General features: G+C 41.9%; 34 protein-coding genes and 1 pseudogene. 34 read left to right on the top strand and 1 reads right to left on the bottom strand.

Annotated features, from left to right (window positions below; all coding sequences use genetic code 11):
• Window positions 1-286: 286 nt before the first annotated feature.
• The 29 genes from rpsJ (at window position 287) to rplQ (ending at window position 14,676) form a co-directional block, all read left to right on the top strand.
• Entirely contained in the window at window positions 287-595 is a 309-nt protein-coding gene (rpsJ, locus tag AALA56_RS05255; RefSeq protein WP_002885653.1) for a 30S ribosomal protein S10, read from the top strand.
• Window positions 596-669: 74 nt separating this feature from the next.
• Entirely contained in the window at window positions 670-1,296 is a 627-nt protein-coding gene (gene rplC, locus AALA56_RS05260) for a 50S ribosomal protein L3 (RefSeq protein WP_115271260.1), read from the top strand.
• Window positions 1,297-1,319: 23 nt separating this feature from the next.
• Window positions 1,320-1,943, top strand: coding sequence for a 50S ribosomal protein L4 (gene rplD / locus AALA56_RS05265; RefSeq protein ID WP_277650582.1), 624 nt, complete (start codon window positions 1,320-1,322; stop codon window positions 1,941-1,943).
• Window positions 1,943-2,239, top strand: a complete 297-nt coding sequence (locus AALA56_RS05270) for a 50S ribosomal protein L23 (RefSeq protein WP_115271256.1) — start codon at window positions 1,943-1,945, stop codon at window positions 2,237-2,239. The genes rplD and AALA56_RS05270 overlap by 1 nt, the downstream gene beginning before the upstream one ends.
• A gap of 17 nt (window positions 2,240-2,256) precedes the next feature.
• Window positions 2,257-3,090: a 50S ribosomal protein L2 gene (gene rplB / locus AALA56_RS05275; protein WP_369909097.1), complete on the top strand. Its 834-nt coding sequence runs from the start codon at window positions 2,257-2,259 to the stop codon at window positions 3,088-3,090.
• Window positions 3,091-3,189: 99 nt separating this feature from the next.
• On the top strand, window positions 3,190-3,468 hold the full coding sequence (rpsS, locus tag AALA56_RS05280; RefSeq protein ID WP_000533765.1) for a 30S ribosomal protein S19: 279 nt from the start codon (window positions 3,190-3,192) through the stop codon (window positions 3,466-3,468).
• Window positions 3,469-3,483: 15 nt separating this feature from the next.
• Entirely contained in the window at window positions 3,484-3,828 is a 345-nt protein-coding gene (gene rplV, locus AALA56_RS05285; RefSeq protein ID WP_115271252.1) for a 50S ribosomal protein L22, read from the top strand.
• A 12-nt stretch (window positions 3,829-3,840) separates the two neighbouring features.
• A complete protein-coding gene (gene rpsC / locus AALA56_RS05290; protein ID WP_115271251.1) occupies window positions 3,841-4,494 on the top strand; it encodes a 30S ribosomal protein S3 in 654 nt (217 codons plus the stop codon).
• Between the two features lie 3 nt (window positions 4,495-4,497).
• A complete protein-coding gene (gene rplP / locus AALA56_RS05295; RefSeq protein WP_115271249.1) occupies window positions 4,498-4,911 on the top strand; it encodes a 50S ribosomal protein L16 in 414 nt (137 codons plus the stop codon).
• 9 nt (window positions 4,912-4,920) lie between these two features.
• Window positions 4,921-5,127, top strand: coding sequence for a 50S ribosomal protein L29 (rpmC, locus tag AALA56_RS05300; RefSeq protein WP_115271247.1), 207 nt, complete (start codon window positions 4,921-4,923; stop codon window positions 5,125-5,127).
• Window positions 5,128-5,153: 26 nt separating this feature from the next.
• Window positions 5,154-5,414, top strand: coding sequence for a 30S ribosomal protein S17 (gene rpsQ, locus AALA56_RS05305; RefSeq protein ID WP_115271245.1), 261 nt, complete (start codon window positions 5,154-5,156; stop codon window positions 5,412-5,414).
• Window positions 5,415-5,437: 23 nt separating this feature from the next.
• Entirely contained in the window at window positions 5,438-5,806 is a 369-nt protein-coding gene (rplN, locus tag AALA56_RS05310) for a 50S ribosomal protein L14 (protein ID WP_115271243.1), read from the top strand.
• A 75-nt stretch (window positions 5,807-5,881) separates the two neighbouring features.
• On the top strand, window positions 5,882-6,187 hold the full coding sequence (rplX, locus tag AALA56_RS05315) for a 50S ribosomal protein L24 (RefSeq protein ID WP_164683887.1): 306 nt from the start codon (window positions 5,882-5,884) through the stop codon (window positions 6,185-6,187).
• A gap of 23 nt (window positions 6,188-6,210) precedes the next feature.
• Window positions 6,211-6,753, top strand: coding sequence for a 50S ribosomal protein L5 (gene rplE / locus AALA56_RS05320; RefSeq protein ID WP_164683886.1), 543 nt, complete (start codon window positions 6,211-6,213; stop codon window positions 6,751-6,753).
• Between the two features lie 17 nt (window positions 6,754-6,770).
• A complete protein-coding gene (locus tag AALA56_RS05325; RefSeq protein WP_001085699.1) occupies window positions 6,771-6,956 on the top strand; it encodes a type Z 30S ribosomal protein S14 in 186 nt (61 codons plus the stop codon).
• A gap of 166 nt (window positions 6,957-7,122) precedes the next feature.
• Window positions 7,123-7,521 carry a 30S ribosomal protein S8 gene (gene rpsH / locus AALA56_RS05330; protein ID WP_115271236.1) on the top strand — a complete coding sequence of 133 codons (399 nt, stop codon included), beginning with the start codon at window positions 7,123-7,125 and terminating at the stop codon, window positions 7,519-7,521.
• Window positions 7,522-7,663: 142 nt separating this feature from the next.
• A complete protein-coding gene (rplF, locus tag AALA56_RS05335) occupies window positions 7,664-8,200 on the top strand; it encodes a 50S ribosomal protein L6 (protein ID WP_115271234.1) in 537 nt (178 codons plus the stop codon).
• Window positions 8,201-8,290: 90 nt separating this feature from the next.
• Window positions 8,291-8,647 carry a 50S ribosomal protein L18 gene (gene rplR, locus AALA56_RS05340; protein ID WP_115271232.1) on the top strand — a complete coding sequence of 119 codons (357 nt, stop codon included), beginning with the start codon at window positions 8,291-8,293 and terminating at the stop codon, window positions 8,645-8,647.
• A gap of 18 nt (window positions 8,648-8,665) precedes the next feature.
• Window positions 8,666-9,160: a 30S ribosomal protein S5 gene (gene rpsE / locus AALA56_RS05345; RefSeq protein ID WP_115271230.1), complete on the top strand. Its 495-nt coding sequence runs from the start codon at window positions 8,666-8,668 to the stop codon at window positions 9,158-9,160.
• Window positions 9,161-9,174: 14 nt separating this feature from the next.
• Window positions 9,175-9,354 (top strand): 50S ribosomal protein L30, encoded by a 180-nt coding sequence (gene rpmD / locus AALA56_RS05350; protein WP_115271229.1) that lies wholly within the window; start codon window positions 9,175-9,177, stop codon window positions 9,352-9,354.
• A gap of 126 nt (window positions 9,355-9,480) precedes the next feature.
• Window positions 9,481-9,921 carry a 50S ribosomal protein L15 gene (gene rplO, locus AALA56_RS05355; RefSeq protein ID WP_115271227.1) on the top strand — a complete coding sequence of 147 codons (441 nt, stop codon included), beginning with the start codon at window positions 9,481-9,483 and terminating at the stop codon, window positions 9,919-9,921.
• A gap of 16 nt (window positions 9,922-9,937) precedes the next feature.
• Entirely contained in the window at window positions 9,938-11,245 is a 1,308-nt protein-coding gene (gene secY, locus AALA56_RS05360; protein ID WP_369909098.1) for a preprotein translocase subunit SecY, read from the top strand.
• A 131-nt stretch (window positions 11,246-11,376) separates the two neighbouring features.
• Window positions 11,377-12,018: an adenylate kinase gene (locus AALA56_RS05365; RefSeq protein ID WP_369909099.1), complete on the top strand. Its 642-nt coding sequence runs from the start codon at window positions 11,377-11,379 to the stop codon at window positions 12,016-12,018.
• Window positions 12,019-12,136: 118 nt separating this feature from the next.
• Window positions 12,137-12,355 (top strand): translation initiation factor IF-1, encoded by a 219-nt coding sequence (infA, locus tag AALA56_RS05370; RefSeq protein ID WP_001040189.1) that lies wholly within the window; start codon window positions 12,137-12,139, stop codon window positions 12,353-12,355.
• 25 nt (window positions 12,356-12,380) lie between these two features.
• Complete coding sequence (gene rpmJ / locus AALA56_RS05375) at window positions 12,381-12,497, top strand: 50S ribosomal protein L36 (RefSeq protein WP_002959355.1); 117 nt, start codon at window positions 12,381-12,383, stop codon at window positions 12,495-12,497.
• A 17-nt stretch (window positions 12,498-12,514) separates the two neighbouring features.
• On the top strand, window positions 12,515-12,880 hold the full coding sequence (gene rpsM, locus AALA56_RS05380) for a 30S ribosomal protein S13 (protein ID WP_115271221.1): 366 nt from the start codon (window positions 12,515-12,517) through the stop codon (window positions 12,878-12,880).
• Between the two features lie 17 nt (window positions 12,881-12,897).
• Window positions 12,898-13,281 (top strand): 30S ribosomal protein S11, encoded by a 384-nt coding sequence (gene rpsK, locus AALA56_RS05385; protein ID WP_115271219.1) that lies wholly within the window; start codon window positions 12,898-12,900, stop codon window positions 13,279-13,281.
• Between the two features lie 48 nt (window positions 13,282-13,329).
• Window positions 13,330-14,268 carry a DNA-directed RNA polymerase subunit alpha gene (locus tag AALA56_RS05390; protein ID WP_369909100.1) on the top strand — a complete coding sequence of 313 codons (939 nt, stop codon included), beginning with the start codon at window positions 13,330-13,332 and terminating at the stop codon, window positions 14,266-14,268.
• Between the two features lie 21 nt (window positions 14,269-14,289).
• On the top strand, window positions 14,290-14,676 hold the full coding sequence (rplQ, locus tag AALA56_RS05395) for a 50S ribosomal protein L17 (RefSeq protein ID WP_164683882.1): 387 nt from the start codon (window positions 14,290-14,292) through the stop codon (window positions 14,674-14,676).
• A 215-nt stretch (window positions 14,677-14,891) separates the two neighbouring features.
• Here rplQ and AALA56_RS05400 read toward each other — a convergent pair whose 3' ends face one another.
• On the bottom strand, window positions 14,892-15,761 hold the full coding sequence (locus AALA56_RS05400; RefSeq protein ID WP_369909101.1) for an RluA family pseudouridine synthase: 870 nt from the start codon (window positions 15,759-15,761) through the stop codon (window positions 14,892-14,894).
• A gap of 209 nt (window positions 15,762-15,970) precedes the next feature.
• Between AALA56_RS05400 and pbp2a the strand changes: the two are divergent.
• From pbp2a to AALA56_RS05425, 5 genes and pseudogenes are all read left to right on the top strand, one after another.
• Window positions 15,971-18,124: pseudogene (gene pbp2a, locus AALA56_RS05405) on the top strand (penicillin-binding protein PBP2A); the annotation flags it as partial.
• 48 nt (window positions 18,125-18,172) lie between these two features.
• On the top strand, window positions 18,173-18,325 hold the full coding sequence (rpmG, locus tag AALA56_RS05410; RefSeq protein ID WP_115271158.1) for a 50S ribosomal protein L33: 153 nt from the start codon (window positions 18,173-18,175) through the stop codon (window positions 18,323-18,325).
• Between the two features lie 14 nt (window positions 18,326-18,339).
• Entirely contained in the window at window positions 18,340-18,519 is a 180-nt protein-coding gene (gene secE / locus AALA56_RS05415; protein WP_115271156.1) for a preprotein translocase subunit SecE, read from the top strand.
• A gap of 124 nt (window positions 18,520-18,643) precedes the next feature.
• Window positions 18,644-19,183: a transcription termination/antitermination protein NusG gene (gene nusG, locus AALA56_RS05420; protein WP_115271154.1), complete on the top strand. Its 540-nt coding sequence runs from the start codon at window positions 18,644-18,646 to the stop codon at window positions 19,181-19,183.
• A gap of 64 nt (window positions 19,184-19,247) precedes the next feature.
• Window positions 19,248-20,891 carry a glycoside hydrolase family 13 protein gene (locus AALA56_RS05425; RefSeq protein ID WP_369909102.1) on the top strand — a complete coding sequence of 548 codons (1,644 nt, stop codon included), beginning with the start codon at window positions 19,248-19,250 and terminating at the stop codon, window positions 20,889-20,891.
• Window positions 20,892-20,925: the final 34 nt, after the last annotated feature.

Consider the following 20,925-nt stretch of genomic DNA (forward strand, 5'->3'; position numbering starts at 1 on the left):
GTGGTGATTACAATTATATCTCTCTGAGGTGTTTTTTCATACTTTTAAGTGGCTAACTTCATTTTAGAACTTTTAGCGAAAGCTCTTTCTTTATTTTTTTGAGAAAAAAAGGCAAAAAGCCTTGCATTCCCTAGGGAAATTTGGTATTATTTTATGGTGCTGTAAAAATGAGCAGCTTTAGCTATGATACAAGAGGTTGCGACACGCTCGGCTGCATTGCCACGCGGCACGTGTTGGTTTTCTTGAGGAGCTAGCCTATTATCGTAAATAGACGAGAGGAGAAAAGATGGCAAACAAAAAAATCCGTATCCGTTTGAAAGCGTACGAACATCGTACACTTGACACAGCGGCAGAAAAAATCGTTGAAACTGCAACACGCACAGGCGCTACAGTTGCTGGACCAGTTCCACTTCCAACTGAACGTAGCCTCTACACAATTATTCGTGCGACTCACAAATACAAAGATTCTCGCGAACAATTTGAAATGCGTACACACAAACGTCTTATCGACATCATCAACCCAACTCAAAAAACAGTTGATGCATTGATGAAACTTGATTTGCCAAGTGGTGTCAACGTTGAAATCAAACTTTAATTGATTTCAGAGCACAAAAAACGCTCGTTAAAAACTTTTTAAACAAAAAAATAAAGTAAAGGAATTATTTTCTCATGACAAAAGGAATCTTAGGGAAAAAAGTGGGAATGACTCAAATCTTCACTGAATCTGGTGAATTCATCCCTGTTACTGTCATTGAAGCAACTCCAAACGTTGTTCTTCAAGTGAAAACTGTTGAAACAGACGGTTACGAAGCTGTTCAAGTTGGTTTTGATGACAAACGTGAAGTATTGAGTAACAAACCTGCCAAAGGCCATGTTGCTAAAGCCAACACTGCTCCTAAGCGCTTCATTCGTGAATTCAAAAACATCGAAGGCGTAGAAGTAGGTGGCGAACTTACTGTTGAACAATTTGAAGCTGGAGATGTTGTTGACGTCACAGGAACAACTAAAGGTAAAGGTTTCCAAGGTGTTATCAAACGCCACGGTCAATCACGTGGTCCTATGGCTCACGGTTCTCGTTACCACCGTCGTCCAGGTTCTATGGGACCTGTTGCGCCAAACCGTGTGTTTAAAAACAAACACTTGGCAGGACGTATGGGTGGCAACCGTGTGACTATCCAAAATCTTGAAGTCGTACAAGTTGTTCCAGAAAAGAACGTTATCCTTATCAAAGGTAACGTACCAGGTGCTAAGAAATCTCTTATCACCATCAAATCTGCAGTTAAAGCTGCTAAATAAGAAGGAAGGAGAAAATAGTTAAAATGGCAAATGTAAAACTATTTGACCAAACTGGGAAAGAAGTTAGCACAGTTGAACTTAACGACGCTGTCTTCGGTATCGAACCAAACGAATCAGTAGTATTTGATGTCGTTATCAGCCAACGCGCTAGCCTTCGCCAAGGTACTCATGCGGTTAAAAACCGTTCTGCAGTATCAGGTGGTGGTCGTAAACCATGGCGCCAAAAAGGAACTGGACGTGCTCGTCAAGGTTCTATCCGTGCACCTCAATGGCGTGGTGGTGGTGTTGTCTTTGGACCAACTCCACGTTCATATGCTTACAAACTTCCACAAAAAGTGCGTCGCTTAGCATTGAAATCTGTTTACTCAGCAAAAGTTGCTGAAGAAAAATTGGTTGCTGTAGAAGGACTTTCATTTGCAGCGCCAAAAACAGCTGAATTTGCTTCTGTTCTTTCAGCATTGAACATTGATTCAAAAGTGCTTGTTATTCTTGAAGAAGGAAACAAATTTGCTGAATTGTCAGCACGTAACCTTCCAAACGTTAAAGTTGCAACTGCAGCAACAGCAAGTGTTCTTGATATCGTAAACGCAGACAAACTTCTTGTAACAAAAGAAGCAATCTCTACAATCGAGGAGGTTCTTGCATAATGAATTTGTACGACGTAATCAAAAAACCTGTTATCACTGAAGATTCAATGGCGAAGCTTGAAGCAGGGAAATACGTATTTGAAGTTGACACTCGTGCACACAAACTTTTGATCAAACAAGCTGTTGAAGCTGCGTTTGAAGGTGTCAAAGTTGCTAATGTCAACACAATCACAGTGAAACCTAAACAAAAACGTGTTGGACGTTACGTAGGTTACACAAGTAAAGTGAAAAAAGCTATCATCACATTGACAGCTGATTCACCAGCAATCGAAATCTTTGCTGCTGAAGCTGAATAATCAAAGGAGGAAATCACGTGGGTATTAAAGTTTATAAACCAACGACAAATGGCCGTCGTAATATGACTTCTTTGGACTTTGCTGAAATCACAACATCTACTCCTGAGAAATCATTGCTTGTTTCATTAAAGAAAACAGCAGGACGTAACAACAACGGTCGTATCACTGTTCGCCACCATGGTGGTGGACACAAACGCCACTACCGTTTGATTGACTTCAAACGTAACAAAGACGGCGTTGAAGCAGTTGTTAAAACAATCGAGTACGATCCAAACCGTACAGCTAACATCGCTCTTGTACACTACACTGACGGTGTGAAAACTTACATCATCGCACCTAAAGGTCTTGAAGTCGGTCAACGTATCGTTTCAGGTCCAGACGCCGACATCAAAGTTGGTAACGCACTTCCACTTGCAAACATTCCAGTCGGTACTGTTATCCACAATATCGAATTGCAACCTGGTAAAGGTGCTGAGCTTATCCGTGCGGCTGGTGCTTCTGCACAAGTACTTGGTCAAGAAGGTAAATACGTTCTTGTTCGTCTTCAATCAGGTGAAGTTCGTATGATTCTTGGAACTTGCCGTGCTACTATCGGTACAGTTGGTAACGAACAACAATCACTTGTTAACATCGGTAAAGCAGGACGTAGCCGTTGGAAAGGTATCCGCCCAACAGTTCGTGGTTCTGTAATGAACCCTAACGATCACCCACACGGTGGTGGTGAAGGTAAAGCACCAGTTGGTCGTAAAGCACCATCTACACCATGGGGCAAACCAGCACTTGGTCTTAAAACACGTAACAAAAAAGCGAAATCAGACAAACTTATCGTTCGTCGTCGTAACGAAAAATAAGCTAAAAGTCGCTTAAGATAACATTTCATTCCGCCAGCTCGGTAGCGCCCTATGGGCGCAAGCCGTTGTGGTAACAATTTTAAAGGAGAACACACTAAAATGGGACGCAGTCTTAAAAAAGGACCTTTCGTCGATGAGCATTTGATGAAAAAAGTTGAAGCTCAAGCTAATGACGAAAAGAAAAAAGTCATCAAAACTTGGTCACGTCGTTCTACGATCTTCCCAAGTTTCATCGGATATACAATCGCAGTTTATGATGGACGTAAACACGTTCCTGTTTACATCCAAGAAGACATGGTAGGTCACAAACTTGGTGAATTTGCACCAACTCGTACTTACAAAGGTCACGCTGCAGACGATAAGAAAACACGTCGTTAATAGGAGGAGGACACAATGGCAGAAATTACTTCAGCTAAAGCAATGGCTCGTACAGTCCGTGTTTCACCTCGTAAAACACGTCTTGTACTTGATCTTATCCGTGGTAAAAACGTTGCGGACGCAATCGCAATCTTGAAATTCACTCCAAACAAAGCTGCACGCGTTGTTGAGCAAACTCTTAACTCTGCTATCGCTAACGCAGAAAACAACTTTGGTTTGGAAAAAGCTAATTTGGTAGTATCTGAAACATTTGCAAACGAAGGACCAACAATGAAACGTTTCCGTCCACGTGCGAAAGGTTCAGCTTCACCAATTAACAAACGCACAACTCATGTGACAGTAGTTGTCGCAGAAAAATAAGGAGGTAAAATCGTGGGTCAAAAAGTACATCCAATTGGAATGCGTGTCGGCATCATCCGTGATTGGGATGCAAAATGGTATGCTGAAAAAGAATACGCGGATTACCTTCATGAAGATTTAGCAATCCGCAACTTCATCAATAAAGAATTGGCAGACGCTTCTGTTTCAACTATCGAAATCGAACGTGCTGTTAACAAAGTTATCGTTTCTCTCCACACTGCTAAACCAGGTATGGTTATCGGTAAAGGTGGAAGTAACGTTGATGCACTTCGTGCAAAACTTAACAAATTGACTGGTAAACAAGTTCACATCAACATCATCGAAATCAAACAACCTGATCTTGATGCTCATCTTGTTGGTGAAAACATTGCTCGTCAATTGGAACAACGTGTTGCTTTCCGTCGTGCACAAAAACAAGCTATCCAACGTACAATGCGTGCTGGAGCAAAAGGAATCAAAACTCAAGTTTCTGGTCGTTTGAACGGTGCTGATATTGCCCGTAGCGAAGGTTACTCAGAAGGAACTGTTCCGCTTCACACACTTCGTGCAGATATTGATTACGCTTGGGAAGAAGCTGACACAACTTACGGTAAACTTGGTGTTAAAGTTTGGATCTACCGTGGAGAAGTGCTTCCAGCTCGTAAAAACACTAAAGGAGGCAAATAACAGATGTTAGTACCTAAACGTGTTAAACACCGTCGCGAATTCCGCGGAAAAATGCGCGGTGAAGCTAAAGGTGGTAAAGAAGTAACATTTGGAGAATACGGTCTTCAAGCAACAACTAGCCACTGGATTACAAACCGCCAAATCGAAGCTGCCCGTATCGCTATGACGCGTTACATGAAACGTGGTGGTAAAGTTTGGATTAAAATCTTCCCACACAAATCATACACTGCTAAAGCTATCGGTGTACGTATGGGTTCTGGTAAAGGGGCACCTGAAGGTTGGGTAGCACCAGTTAAACGTGGTAAAGTGATGTTTGAAATCGCTGGTGTATCAGAAGAAGTTGCTCGCGAAGCGCTTCGTCTTGCAAGCCACAAATTGCCAGTTAAGACTAAATTCGTAAAACGTGAAGCAGAATAAGGAGAAGACATGAAACTTCAAGAAATTAAAGATTTTGTTAAAGAGCTTCGTGGCTTGTCTCAAGAAGAGCTTGCTCAAAAAGAAAACGAACTCAAAAAAGAATTGTTTGAACTTCGTTTCCAAGCTGCAGCAGGACAATTAGAACAAACTGCTCGCCTTGACGAAGTGAAAAAACAAATTGCTCGTGTTAAAACCGTGCAATCTGAAACTAAATAATAGATTGGGAAAGGAGAATTCTAATAATGGAACGTAATCAACGTAAAACCCTTGTTGGACGTGTTGTGTCTGATAAAATGGACAAAACTATCACAGTTATAGTTGAAACAAAACGTAACCACCCAGTCTATGGTAAACGTATCAACTATTCTAAAAAATACAAAGCACATGATGAAAACAACATCGCTAAAGAAGGCGATATCGTTCGTATCATGGAAACTCGTCCACTTTCAGCTACAAAACGTTTCCGTCTTGTAGAAGTTGTCGAAGAAGCTGTTATTATCTAATAAACTAAAAGGAGAAAATTCTAATGATTCAACAAGAAACTCGCTTAAAAGTTGCTGATAATAGCGGTGCTCGCGAAATCTTGACTATCAAAGTTCTTGGTGGTTCAGGACGTAAATTCGCTAACATCGGTGACGTTATCGTTGCTTCTGTTAAGCAAGCTATCCCTGGTGGAGCTGTTAAAAAAGGTGATGTTGTTAAAGCCGTTGTTGTTCGTACAAAATCAGGTGCACGCCGTCCAGACGGTTCATACATCAAATTTGACGACAACGCTGCTGTTATCATCCGTGATGACAAAACACCTCGTGGAACACGTATCTTTGGCCCTGTAGCACGTGAATTGCGTGAAGGTGGCTACATGCGTATCGTTTCATTGGCACCAGAAGTACTTTAATCAAAAACAAACGTAGTCCCCTAGGTTTTCCTAGGGTGCCCATTAGGGCGTAAGAAATATAGAGGAGAAATACCAATGTTTGTAAAAAAAGGCGACAAGGTTCGCGTAATTGCTGGTAAGGACAAAGGCGTTGAAGCAGTTGTTCTTAAGGCTCTTCCAAAAGTAAATAAAGTTGTTGTTGAAGGTGTAGCTATCGTCAAAAAACACCAAAAACCAAATAGCGAAAACCCTCAAGGTGCTATAGTGGAAAAAGAAGCACCAATCCATGTGTCAAACGTACAAGTGCTTGACAAAAATGGTGTAGCAGGTCGTGTTGGTTACAAAGTTGTTGACGGCAAAAAAGTTCGTTACAACAAAAAATCAGGCGAAGTGCTTGATTAATCACGAAGGAAAGGAGAAGCATAATGGCAAATCGCTTAAAAGAAAAATACACTAATGAAGTTGTTCCTGCATTGACAGAAAAATTCAACTACTCATCTGTAATGGCTGTGCCAAAAGTTGAGAAAATCGTTCTTAACATGGGTGTTGGTGACGCTGTAAACAATGCTAAAAACCTTGAAAAAGCTGCTGCTGAATTGGCACTTATTTCAGGTCAAAAACCACTTATCACTAAAGCTAAGAAATCAATCGCTGGCTTCCGTCTTCGTGAAGGTGTTGCGATCGGTGCAAAAGTCACTCTTCGTGGTGAACGCATGTACGAATTCTTGGATAAATTAGTGACTGTTTCACTTCCACGTGTTCGTGACTTCCACGGTGTTCCAACAAAATCATTTGATGGACGTGGTAACTACACACTTGGTGTGAAAGAGCAATTGATTTTCCCAGAAATTAACTTTGATGATGTTGACAAAGTACGCGGTCTTGACATCGTTATCGTAACAACAGCAAATACTGACGAAGAATCACGTGAATTGCTTAAAGGTCTTGGAATGCCTTTTGCAAAATAATCTAGGAGGTAAATAGATTGGCTAAAAAATCAATGATTGCTAAGAACAAACGCCCTGCGAAGTTCTCTACGCAAGCTTATACTCGTTGCGAACGTTGTGGTCGTCCACACTCAGTTTACCGCAAGTTTAAACTTTGCCGTGTTTGCTTCCGTGAATTAGCTTACAAAGGTCAAATTCCAGGCGTTACCAAAGCTTCTTGGTAAAATAAGCTGTGAGGATGAGGCAGATAAAGCAAAGATGAGTTTATCTTTTTGCTTGTTCTCAAACTCAATTTGAATAATAATACTTCGTTAGAGACATCTGATGAAGCATTGATACATTAACTAGCAAGTGAGTTATCAAACTACTAGTAAGAGGAGAAAATAAAAAATGGTTATGACTGACCCAATTGCAGACTTTTTAACACGTATTCGTAACGCTAACCAAGCAAAACACGAAGTGCTTGAAGTGCCTGCATCAAACATCAAAAAAGGAATTGCAGAAATCCTTAAACGTGAAGGTTTTGTAAAAAACGTTGAAGTGATCGAAGATAATAAACAAGGTATCATCCGTGTCTTCCTTAAATACGGACAAAACGGTGAACGTGTTATCACAAACCTTAAACGTGTTTCAAAACCAGGTCTTCGTGTTTACACGAAACGTGAAGACATGCCAAAAGTTCTTAACGGACTTGGTATTGCGATCGTATCTACTTCAGAAGGTCTTTTGACAGATAAAGAAGCTCGTCAAAAGAACGTTGGTGGAGAAGTTATCGCTTACGTTTGGTAAAATCATAAAAAGGGCAAGCAAGTCGAAAATTTCTTTTTCGCACTGCTTAGCCCATCTACCGACTGGTAGAAAATGATTTGAATAACCCCGTGAAAACTCGTCGCACAAGCGGCTTGATAATCTAACAGGAGAAAATAAAACTATGTCACGTATTGGTAATAAAGTAATCACATTGCCTGCTGGTGTTGAAATCACTAACAATGACAATGTTGTTACTGTAAAAGGTCCTAAAGGTGAACTTACTCGTGAGTTCAACAAAAACATTGAAATCAAAGTTGAAGGTAATGAAGTTTCTCTTCACCGTCCAAACGACTCTAAAGAAATGAAAACAATCCATGGTACAACTCGTGCAAACTTGAACAACATGGTTGTTGGTGTTTCTGAAGGGTTTAAAAAAGAACTTGAAATGCGCGGTGTCGGATATCGTGCTCAACTTCAAGGTAGCAAATTGGTTCTTTCAGTTGGTAAATCTCACCAAGACGAAGTTGTTGCTCCAGAAGGCATCACTTTTGAAGTTCCAACACCTACAACAATCAATGTACTAGGTATCAACAAAGAAGTTGTTGGACAAACAGCAGCTTACATCCGTAGCCTTCGTGCTCCAGAACCTTACAAAGGTAAAGGTATCCGCTACGTTGGTGAATACGTACGCCGCAAAGAAGGTAAAACTGGTAAATAATCTTGTTGATTGGCTAGTTTTTCTAGCCAATGGCAGGTTTACTTATAAGCTGTCCTTGTGATAGTATCAATAAATTAAGAGGTGAAAATTGTGATTTCGAAACCAGATAAAAATAAAATCCGCCAAAAACGCCACAAACGCGTTCGCGGTAAACTCTCTGGAACTGCTGATCGCCCACGTTTGAACGTATTCCGTTCTAATACAGGCATCTACGCTCAAGTAATTGATGACGTAGCGGGTGTAACGCTCGCAAGTGCATCAACTCTTGACAAGGAAGTTTCAAAAGGAACTAAAACTGAACAAGCCGTTGTAGTCGGTAAACTTGTTGCTGAACGTGCAGTAGCTAAAGGTATTTCTGAAGTGGTGTTTGACCGCGGTGGATATCTCTATCACGGACGTGTAAAAGCTTTGGCTGACTCAGCTCGTGAAAACGGATTGAAATTCTAATAGGGAGGACACTAGATAATGGCATTTAAAGACAATGCAGTAGAAATTGAAGAACGCGTTGTTGCGATTAACCGTGTTACAAAAGTTGTTAAAGGTGGACGTCGTCTTCGTTTTGCAGCGCTTGTAGTTGTTGGTGATCGTAATGGTCGTGTTGGTTTCGGTACTGGTAAAGCTCAAGAAGTACCTGAAGCTATTCGTAAAGCAGTTGACGCTGCTAAGAAAAATATGATTGAAGTGCCAATGGTTGGGACAACAATTCCTCACGAAGTACGCTCTGAATTTGGTGGCGCTCGTGTATTGTTGAAACCAGCTGCTGAAGGTTCTGGGGTAGCTGCTGGTGGTGCGGTTCGTGCCGTCATCGAATTGGCAGGTGTTGCAGACATTACTTCAAAATCATTAGGTTCAAACACTCCAATCAACATTGTTCGTGCAACTGTTGAAGGATTGAAACAATTGAAACGTGCTGAAGAAGTTGCTGCTCTTCGTGGCATCTCAGTTTCTGACTTGGCTTAAGAAAGGAGATTATCATGGCTCAAATTAAAATTACTTTGACTAAGTCTCCAATCGGACGCAAACCAGAACAACGTAAAACAGTTGTTGCCCTTGGACTTGGTAAATTGAACTCTTCAGTTGTTAAAGAAGATACTCCAGCTATCCGTGGTATGGTTAATGCAGTATCACACTTGGTAACTGTTGAAGAAGCATAATTAAAGATGTCTAATCGCACTAATGAAGTTGGTGCGATTTAAGACAATATAAAAAGCGAGTCGTATGGATGGCTTAATCCTTTAACCATCCATAAGGCGTTAGCATGTATAATAAGGAGAAAAATAATGAAACTTCATGAATTGAAACCTGCTCAAGGTTCACGCAAAGTTCGTAATCGTGTTGGTCGCGGAACATCATCAGGTAACGGTAAAACATCTGGTCGCGGACAAAAAGGTCAAAAAGCACGTAGCGGTGGTGGCGTACGCCCAGGATTTGAAGGTGGACAAACTCCTCTTTTCCGTCGTTTGCCAAAACGTGGATTTACTAATGTAAACGCTAAAGAATACGCGCTTGTAAATCTTGATCAACTTAACGTCTTTGAAGATGGTACTGAAGTAACACCAGCTCTTCTTAAAGAAGCAGGTATCGTTCGTAACTTCAAATCAGGTGTTAAAGTTCTTGGGAATGGTGAATTAACTAAAAAATTAACAGTTAAAGCAGCTAAATTCTCAAAATCTGCGGAAGCAGCGATTACTGCTAAGGGTGGTTCAATCGAAGTCATTTAATGAGAGGTAACTCATTATGTTCTTTAAACTGCTTAAAGATGCATTTAAGGTTAAAAATGTTCGCAAGAAGATTTTGTTTACAATCTTTATCATCTTTGTTTTTAGACTTGGAACGACAATTACGGTTCCTAGTATCAATGCTAGAAACTTAGACCAACTGCGAGATTTACCATTTCTAAATATGCTTAATCTGGTCAGTGGTAATGCTTTGAAAAACTTCTCAGTTTTCTCAATGGGGGTTAGCCCTTACATTACCGCATCCATTATCGTTCAACTCTTGCAAATGGATATCTATCCTAAGTTTGTCGAATGGGGCAAGCAAGGTGAAGTTGGTCGAAGAAAGCTAAACCAAGCGACACGCTATATTTCGGTGGTATTTGCATTTATCCAATCCATCGGAATTACCTATAGTTTTGATCGTTTGTCCTCAGTTGGGATTGTCAAATCACCAAGTCCAAGCACTTTTCTTTTGATTGGTGCGATAATGACAGCAGGTAGTGTCATTGTGACATGGCTGGGAGATCAAATTACTGATAAAGGTTTTGGGAATGGTGTTTCCATGATCATCTTTGCAGGGATCATCTCATCAATACCTGATTCACTCACATCTATCTACGAAGACTTCTTTGTCAATGTACGAAGTAGTCAGTTGACACAGTCTTACATCATCGTAGGTTTATTGGTTCTTGCAGTGTTGGCGATTATCTTCTTTACGACATTTGTCCAACAGGCAGAATACAAAATTCCAATCCAATATACCAAATTGGCACAAGGTGCTCCGACAAGTTCTTACTTGCCACTGAAAGTTAATCCAGCCGGCGTTATTCCCGTTATCTTTGCCAGCTCGATTACAACAATTCCAAGTACCATCATTCCATTCTTTGAAAATGGTCGTGATATTCCTTGGTTGGTAAAACTTCAAGAAATCCTTAATTTCCAATCACCAACAGGTATGCTTATCTATGCCGTGCTGATTGTTCTGTTCTCATTCTTCTACACGTTTGTCCAAGTCAATCCTGAAAAGACAGCGGAAAACTTACAGAAAAATGGTTCCTATATTCCAAGTGTTCGTCCAGGACGTGAAACAGAGCAGTATATGTCATCACTTCTTAAAAAGTTGGCAACAGTTGGGGCAGTCTTTCTCGCTTTCATTTCTTTGACCCCAATTGCAGCACAGCAAATCTTTGAGCTATCATCTGGTATCGCTCTTGGAGGAACAAGTCTTCTTATCTTGATTTCTACTGGTATTGAAAGTATGAAACAATTGGAAGGTTATCTTCTTAAGAGAAAGTATGTTGGCTTTATGAATACTGATGTTAACTAGCATTTCGCAAAGGGTGTTAGCAAAATGAAATAGAGAGGTTAGGCAACTAACCCTTTCTATTTTGTTTTTAAATAAATTTAGCACTGCCTTAGAGTGTTGGATTTATTTAAAAACAAAATAAGGAGAAGGTCATGAATCTTTTAATCATGGGGCTACCAGGTGCTGGTAAAGGGACTCAGGCAGCAAAAATTGTTGAGGAATTTGGTGTGGCGCATATTTCGACAGGGGATATGTTCCGTGCAGCAATGGCAAACAAGACTGAAATGGGTGTGCTTGCAAAAAGCTATATTGACAAGGGCGAGCTTGTTCCAGATGAAGTGACAAATGGTATTGTCAAAGAGCGTCTTGCTGAGTCTGACATCGCTGAAAAAGGCTTCTTGCTGGATGGTTACCCACGTACTATTGAGCAAGCTTATGCGCTTGATGAAACACTTAAAGCACTAGGTCTTAAACTGGATGGTGTTATCAATATCGAAGTGAACCCAGACAGCTTGGTTGAGCGTTTGAGTGGACGTATTATTCACAAGAAAACAGGTGAAACTTTCCACAAAGTCTTTAATCCACCAGCAGGGGATTACAATGAAGACGATTATTACCAACGTGAGGATGACAAACCTGAGACTGTAAAACGTCGCTTGGATGTCAATATTGCTCAAGGAGCACCGATTATTGAACACTATCGCAAAGCTGGCATCGTCTCAGATATTCAAGGTAATCAAGAAATCGATGCTGTTTTTGCAGATATTGAAAAAGCTATCGCAGCGATGAAATAATTTTATCTATAATACTTGATAAGTTAGACAAGTCGTGATATAATAGACTAGTCTGACTTATAATTGTTACCTCTGTTTTCAGAGGCTATCTAATCGAAATTTTAGGGGGTACTTTTGCGTGGCAAAAGAAGATGTGATTGAAATTGAAGGCAAAGTTGTTGAAACGATGCCTAATGCTATGTTTACTGTCGAGTTGGAAAATGGACATCAGATTTTAGCAACCGTATCAGGAAAAATCCGTAAAAACTATATTCGTATTTTAGTAGGTGACCGAGTTACAGTTGAGATGAGTCCTTATGATCTTACTCGTGGTCGTATCACATACCGCTTTAAATAATCGAAATACTTGGAGGGATTAAAAAATGAAGGTAAGACCATCGGTTAAACCAATTTGCGAATACTGCAAAGTTATTCGTCGTAACGGTCGTGTTATGGTAATTTGTCCATCAAATCCAAAACACAAACAACGTCAAGGATAAAATAGAAAGGAGAAAAAATGGCTCGTATTGCTGGAGTTGATATTCCAAATGACAAACGTGTAGTAATTTCATTAACTTATGTTTATGGTATCGGACTTGCAACATCTAAAAAAATCTTGGCAGCAGCTGGTGTATCTGAAGACATCCGTGTGAAAGATTTGACATCTGACCAAGAAGACGCAATCCGTCGTGAAGTGGATGCCATCAAAGTTGAAGGTGACCTTCGTCGTGAAGTGAACTTGAACATCAAACGTTTGATGGAAATCGGTTCATACCGTGGAATTCGTCACCGTCGTGGACTTCCTGTCCGTGGACAAAACACTAAAAACAATGCTCGCACTCGTAAAGGTAAAGCTGTTGCGATTGCAGGTAAGAAAAAATAAAATAGGAGGTAAAAAAATTGGCTAAACCAACACGTAAACGTCGTGTGAAAAAGAACATCGAATCTGGTGTTGCACATATTCACGCTACATTCAATAACACAATTGTTATGATTACAGATGTGCATGGTAACGCTCTTGCATGGTCATCAGCTGGTGCACTTGGTTTTAAAGGATCACGTAAATCTACACCATTTGCTGCTCAAATGGCTGCTGAAGCTGCCGCTAAATCAGCACAAGAACATGGTGTTAAAACAGTTGAAGTTACTGTAAAAGGTCCTGGTTCAGGTCGTGAATCTGCTATTCGTGCTCTTGCAGCAGCTGGTCTTGAAGTAACATCAATCCGTGATGTAACACCTGTACCACACAATGGTGCTCGTCCTCCAAAACGTCGTCGTGTATAATCGTAACAATAGTCGTACACAACTTTTCGTTTAAGAGGGAGCAACCAAATGATTGAGTTTGAAAAACCATTGATAACAAAAATTGATGAAAATAAAGATTACGGCAAATTTGTTATCGAACCACTTGAACGTGGTTACGGAACAACTTTGGGAAATTCTCTTCGTCGTGTTCTCTTGTCCTCACTTCCAGGTGCGGCAGTAACATCTATCAAAATTGATGGTGTTTTACACGAGTTTGATACTATCCCAGGTGTCCGTGAAGATGTCATGCAAATTATCCTTAATGTAAAAGGACTTGCTGTAAAGTCTTACGTCGAAGACGAAAAGATGATTGAACTTGATGTCGAAGGTCCAGCAGAAGTAACTGCAGGTGACATTTTGACAGATAGTGATATTGAAATTGTTAACCCTGATCATTATCTTTTTACAATTGCTGAGGGACATTCTCTTAAAGCGATAATGACTGTGGCTAAAAACCGTGGTTATGTGCCAGCTGAAGGTAATAAAAAAGACGATGCACCAGTGGGAACTTTGGCTGTCGATTCTATCTACACTCCAGTCAAAAAAGTTAATTATCAAGTTGAACCGGCTCGTGTCGGAAGCAATGACGGCTTTGATAAATTAACTGTTGAAATCATGACAAATGGCACAATCATTCCTGAAGATGCTCTCGGTCTTTCAGCACGTATCCTTATCGAACACTTGAATCTCTTTACTGACTTGACAGAAGTGGCTAAAACAACTGAAGTCATGAAAGAAGCAGAGCAAGTCAATGATGAAAAAGTGCTTGACCGTACAATCGAAGAGCTTGATTTGTCAGTTCGTTCTTACAACTGTCTCAAACGTGCTGGTATCAATACCGTGCTTGATTTGACAGAAAAGACTGAACCTGAGATGATGAAAGTCCGTAACCTTGGACGTAAGAGTCTTGAAGAAGTCAAAGTAAAATTGGCTGAACTAGGTCTCGGACTCAAAAACGATAAATAAAAATTAAAAGAGGAGGAACTCATGGCTTACCGTAAACTAGGACGTACTAGCTCACAACGTAAAGCAATGCTTCGTGATTTGACAACTGATCTTCTTATCAATGAATCAATCGTTACAACTGAAGCTCGTGCTAAAGAAATCCGTAAAACAGTTGAAAAGATGATTACTCTTGGTAAACGTGGTGATTTGCACGCTCGTCGTCAAGCTGCTGCTTTTGTTCGTAACGAAATCGCAAGCGAAAACTATGATGAAGCAACTGATAAGTACACTGCTACTACAGCTCTTCAAAAATTGTTCGATGATATTGCACCTCGTTATGCTGAACGCAACGGTGGATACACTCGTATCCTTAAAACAGAACCACGTCGTGGCGATGCAGCACCAATGGCTATCATTGAATTAGTTTAAATCATCAATTTTGTTGAGTGTTATGATGATGGGTGTCACGTGTGATATCTTAGTCTAGCTCTGGTCTACCGCTAAAGGAGAACTCCTTTAGCGGGAACACTCATCATAATGATAGTAACAAGCAAGGCTTGTTTACGATAGGTCTTTAGCCTTAAAAACTTATCGTAAGCAAGTTTTTCTTGTTTTTATGTGGATAGAAAAACACCCAGCTTTTACTACGCTTGGGTGTTTAGTTTTTGCTCAAAACTATCTGATTTTGCTTGAAAAGAAAGTTGCTGTCCTGTCAGAGGATGTGTCAGTGTGAGCTTATAGGCGTGTAGCATGAGACGTCCTTTTGGGTGAGGATGGTAAAGGGGATCTCCGATAATAGGATGTCCATGATAGGAGAGGTGTACACGTATCTGGTGAGTGCGCCCTGTGTCTAGTTGGCATTCTACAAGCTGGCTTTTTGGGTAGGTTTTGAGGCGTTTTAGGTGTGTGATGGCAGTTTGTCCGTGTTTGTTGTCAACAATGCGTTTTCTACGGTCGTGGCGGTGTCGTCCGATTTTATCCTTGTAGGTGATGGTTTTAGGCAGTGTTTTTCCATCCACAAGCGCCCAATAATAGCGCTTAATCGCCTTTTTTTCTAGCATACGATTGAGAATGGGGAGGATAAAAGGATTTTTGGCAAAGAGGACAAGTCCGCTGGTTTCCTTGTCAAGTCTATGGACGACATAGCAGGTCTGTCCGACATAAGCAGAGACGTGATTGAGAAGTGCCAGCTCGTTTGGCTGATTGGCATGGGTTTTCATGCCTTCGGGTTTATTGACAATGATGAGGTGCTCGTCCTCATATACAGGCTGGACCAGCTGTTTGTCACCAAATAAAATAGTCTTAGCGGGATAATCTTCGTCATCAAATATTAGGGTGACATCATCTCCGTGTTCAACGCTGCTTTGCCAATTGATAGGCTGGTTATTGATGAGCACATGCTTTTTGGTTCGCAGGAAGTGGCGGATTTTTCTGGGTATAAGTAGCTTGTCCTCAAGCAATTCTTTGACAGAGAGTTTTGGGTAAGGGTTTTGAAAATGTACTTGAAATGTCATAGGCTTATTATACCATGTTCATTTTGGAAATGAGGTTTTTCCGCTGGATTTTAAGTTTTTTTTGGTACAATGACTGTATGAAATTACTTGAATCTTTGAAGAAGACCTTGGATAAGGTCAAGCAATTATCGTTTCACAAAAAGGCTGACGAGGTAAAAGACGTTGAGCCTGAGGTGGAGGAGGCTCCGATTGAGCGCCAGTCTGTCTACCAGCGCAGCCGTGCTCGCAAAGAGAGTGAAAAAAATCGCCCCAAGTGGGTTAAGACGCTCTCAAAGTTTGTGCCCTCTCCGGAAAATCCCATCCGGCGCTTTTGGCGGCGCTACAATATCGGAAAGATTTTGCTAATTACCTTGTCCATCGTAGTTTTAACGACTGGCTCTTATCTCTTTTACCTGTCAAAGACAGCTAAGGTGTCGGATTTGCAAAATGCGCTCAAGGCGACCACGCAAATCTACGATAAAAATAGCGAGTATGCAGGCAGTCTTTCGGGGCAAAAGGGAACTTATGTGGAGCTAGATGCCATCTCTGATGATTTGGAAAATGCTGTTATCACAACAGAGGACCGCACCTTTTACCAAAATAACGGGATAAATCTTTCACGTTTTCTGCTTGCAGTTGTGACCTTGGGGAGGTTTGGTGGAGGCTCTACCATCACCCAGCAGCTGGCTAAAAATGCCTATCTGACTCAAGACCAGACTATTAAGCGTAAGGCTCGGGAGTTCTTTTTAGCGCTGGAGTTGACTAAAAAGTACAGCAAGAAAGAAATCTTAACCATGTATCTCAACAACTCCTACTTTGGTAATGGGGTGTGGGGCGTTGAGGACGCTAGTCAAAAGTATTTTGGAACAAGCGCAGCTAATCTGACGCTGGATGAAGCAGCGACGCTGGCTGGTATGCTTAAAGGACCCGAGGTCTACAATCCATACTACTCTATCAAAAATGCGACCAATCGAAGAAACACAGTCCTCTATGCCATGGTGGACGCTGGTAAAATCAGCGAAAGTCAGGCAAAAGAAGCGGCAGCAGTTGGCATGGGAAATCGTCTAAGCGATACCTACGTCAGCAAGTCAGATGACTACAAATACCCATCTTACTTTGATGCGGTTATCAACGAGGCTATCAGTACTTATGGACTGTCTGAAAAGGACATCGTCAACAACGGCTATAAAATCTATACCGAGCTTGACCAAAACTATCAGACAGGCATGCAGACGACCTATGCAGACACCAGCCTCTTTCCAGTGTCTTATTATGACAATACTTATGCTGAGTCTGCGAGTGTCGCTCTTGACCCTAAGACGGGTGGTGTGCGTGGCTTGGTTGGGCGTGTCAACAGCACCGAAAACGTCACCTTTAGAAGTTTCAACTACGCGACACAATCTGCTAGAAGCCCAGGCTCGACCATCAAGCCTTTGGTTGTTTATGCGCCTGCTGTGGCTGCTGGTTGGTCTATTGAGACAGAATTGCCTAATCAGTCGACAAACTTTAACGGTTACCAGCCACACAACTATGGCAACTACGAGAGTGAGGATGTGCCGATGTATCAGGCGTTGGGAAACTCCTACAACATCCCAGCTGTCTACACGCTCAATAAGCTGGGTATCAATAAAGCCTTTACCTACGGTGAAAAGTTTGGCTTGAATATGGACAACACCAAAAAAGAATTGGGCGTTGCCCTTGGTGGGGGTGTCACGACCAATCCGCTTGAGATGGCGCAAGCCTACTCTGCCTTTGCTAATGGCGGTGTCATGCATAAGGCACACTTGATTACACGTATCGAGACGGCAAGTGGAGAAGTTGTCAAGAAATTCACAGATAACGCCAAGCGTGTCATCAGCCAATCTGTCGCCAACAAAATGACCAGCATGATGCTTGGGACATTTTCAAACGGAACGGCAGTCAATGCCAATGTCTACGGCTATACCTTGGCAGGTAAGACAGGGACAACAGAGACGGACTTTAACGCTGACCTTGCTAATGACCAGTGGGTTATCGGCTATACGCCAGATGTCGTCATCAGTCAGTGGCTCGGCTTTAACAAAACCGATGAAAACCACTACCTATCCGACTCTAGCTCAGGCACTGCCTCGACTATCTTTAGCACGCAGGCGTCTTATATCCTGCCTTATACCGAAGGGACTAAGTTTGATGTGAAAAATGCTTACGCTGAAAATGGTATTGCTGCGACCTATAGCAGTAGCGATACCAGCTCTGACAACAACAGCCAGTCTCAGTCTATCATCGACAGTATCAAAGAATCGGCTAGCAACGCTGCGGAGTCTATCACCAAGGCTGTCGAAGACGCCAATATCGGCGAGAAAGCCAAGAATCTCTGGGATAGTGTCGTTGATTTCTTCAGATAACTTGCAAGCTCTCGCATTTCATGATAAAATAGCACATACGGAGGCACTATGGTACAGAAAAAAGCAAGTCTAGCGTGTGTTGATTGCGGCAGCCGCAATTACTCTATTGCTGTCAGCAGCAATCCAAAACCCACACGACTAGAGGTTAATAAATTTTGTAAACATTGTAAACAGTACACCTTACATAAGGAAACACGCTAGTTAGGAGGAGAATTGTGAAGTTTATTACAGGGACATTTAGAGTCTTGCGTGATACGACTTGGCCAAATCGAAAGCAACGTTGGACAGACTTCATTGCTATCTTAGAGTACACTGCCTTTTTCGCAGTTATCATCTACATCTTTGATAAGCTTTTACAGCTAGGCTTGATGAAGTTACTCGAGTTTTTCAGATAATGGATAGGAACTACAGTTTATCAGCTGTAGTTCTTTTTGTCATTGACAAGACGAGGGACTTTTACTATAATAAAAGAAAAGAAGTGGAGCCGTATAGGCTTTTTTATTAAGGAAAGGACACAGTATGCTAGATAGTTTTGATAAGGGCTGGTTTGTTTTGCAAACCTACTCAGGATATGAAAATAAAGTTAAAGAAAACCTCCTCCAACGTGCGCAGACCTACAACATGATGGACAACATCTTGCGTGTGGAAATCCCAACGCAAACGGTCAATGTGGAAAAAAACGGTAAGGTCAAAGAAGTTGAGGAAAACCGTTTCCCTGGTTATGTCTTGGTTGAGATGGTTATGACCGATGAAGCTTGGTTTGTTGTGCGTAACACACCAAACGTTACAGGATTTGTCGGCTCACACGGGAACCGTTCAAAACCAACACCACTCTTGGAAGAAGAAATCCGCTCTATCCTCATCTCAATGGGTCAAACCGTTGATGTCTTTGACACCAACATCAAAGAGGGTGATGTGGTGCAAATCGTTGATGGAGCTTTCACTGGTCAAGAAGGACGTGTTGTTGAGATTGATGGCAATAAGGTCAAATTGATGATTAGCATGTTCGGCTCAGAAACACAAGCTGAAGTGGAACTTTACCAAATTGCAGAACTTTAATAAAAAGCCTGTTTAGGCTTTTTTAGCAGGAAAATAGTGTAAGCGCTTTAAGAAGGAGGAAAAGATGACAGCTGACTGGTACAAATACGCAACGGGTTATCAGATTTACCCACGCAGTTTCCTAGATACCAATGGGGATGGTATCGGGGACATTCAAGGAGTGATTGCAAAACTGCCTTATCTCAAAAAACTAGGGGTGGACTTTATCTGGCTCAATCCTGTCTTTAAATCTCCCAATAAAGACAACGGCTATGACATCTCGGACTATCAAGACATCAATCCAGAGTATGGGACGCTTGACGATGTGCGTGAGCTAGTGGATGAGGCGCATGCGTTTGGGCTCAAGGTTCTCTTTGACCTTGTGGTCAATCACACGTCTGACAAGCACCCTTGGTTTTGTGCGTCACGCTCGTCTAAGGGCAATCCCTACCGTGACTTTTACCACTGGGTGGAGGGCAACAAGGACTGTCCGCCCAATAACTGGAAGTCCTTTAAGGGCGAGTCGGCTTGGACTTACGATGAGACGACGCAGAGCTATTATCTACATATCTTTGACAAGAGTCAGCCAGACCTCAACTGGAAAAATCCCAAGCTCAGGCAGGCTATCTACGACATGATTCAGTTTTGGTTTGACTTTGGCATTGATGGTTTTCGCTTGGATGCCATTAGTCATCTGCAAAAGGCAGCCTATGACAGACAAGTGACTGACTGGGAGGGCGATGGTCCTTGGGCACCCTTTATGAATGTCGAGGGTATCAAGACTTATATGACAGAGCTTAAGGCAATCTTTGATGCAAATGGTGCTCTGACAGTCGGTGAGGCGAGTGGTGTGCGTAGTCCCGAAGCTAGCAGCTGGACAGGCGATGGCGGCTATATGACCATGATTTTTGAGTGGGAACATAATGCCAGAGACGCTGACAATCATGGTAGTATCCCTGACTTTATGGCTGTTCTCAATCGCTGGCAAAAGGATATGGATCCTGATGGTTGGTGCGGGCTTTATCTGGAAAATCATGACATTCCTCGTATCGTCCAGTCCTTTGGCGATGGGTCTGTGGCAGCTAGCAAAGCCTTTGCGGTAGCTTATTTTCTCCTGCGGGGGACACCGTTTATCTACCAAGGGCAGGAGATTGCTATGTCTGGACTTCATTTCACGGAGCTTAGTCAGATGGATAGCGTGACGGCGCGTGATGTTGAGACCTATGATAGCTATATAGAGAAGGGACTTACGCCACAGGAGGCGCTTGATAAGGTCAGCGCTTGGTCACGAGACCATGCCAGAAGCCCCATGCAGTGGGATGACAGCCCTCAAGCAGGCTTTAGCAAAGCTCAGCCTTGGATGATGTTAAATAGCAACTATGCTGAGTGTAATGTTAAAAAAGCTCTGTCTGATAAGAACTCGACTTTCTACCTCTACCAGAAACTCATCGCACTACGACATGAGAGCGAGCTGATAGCAGAGGGGCATTATTATCCTGTTGATGAGGGAAATACAGCTGTTTTTGCTTACCAGCGTGTCCTAGGTGATGAGGAGTTGCTCGTGATGGCCAATCTGACTGCCCACCCAGCCTCTGTGACATTACCAGATAGCATTTTAGAAAATGATTGGCAAGAACTCGACCTCGGTCAAGACGTTTCTTGTGAAACACTGACCAAAGAACTTCGTTTGCCAGCTTATGCCTATCATGTCTTTGAAAAGAGACAGTAAAAAGGTTGCAAAAGCAACCTTTTTTGGATATTAG

It is taken from the genome of Streptococcus hyointestinalis (assembly GCF_041225505.1).
Lineage (GTDB): Bacteria > Bacillota > Bacilli > Lactobacillales > Streptococcaceae > Streptococcus > Streptococcus hyointestinalis_B.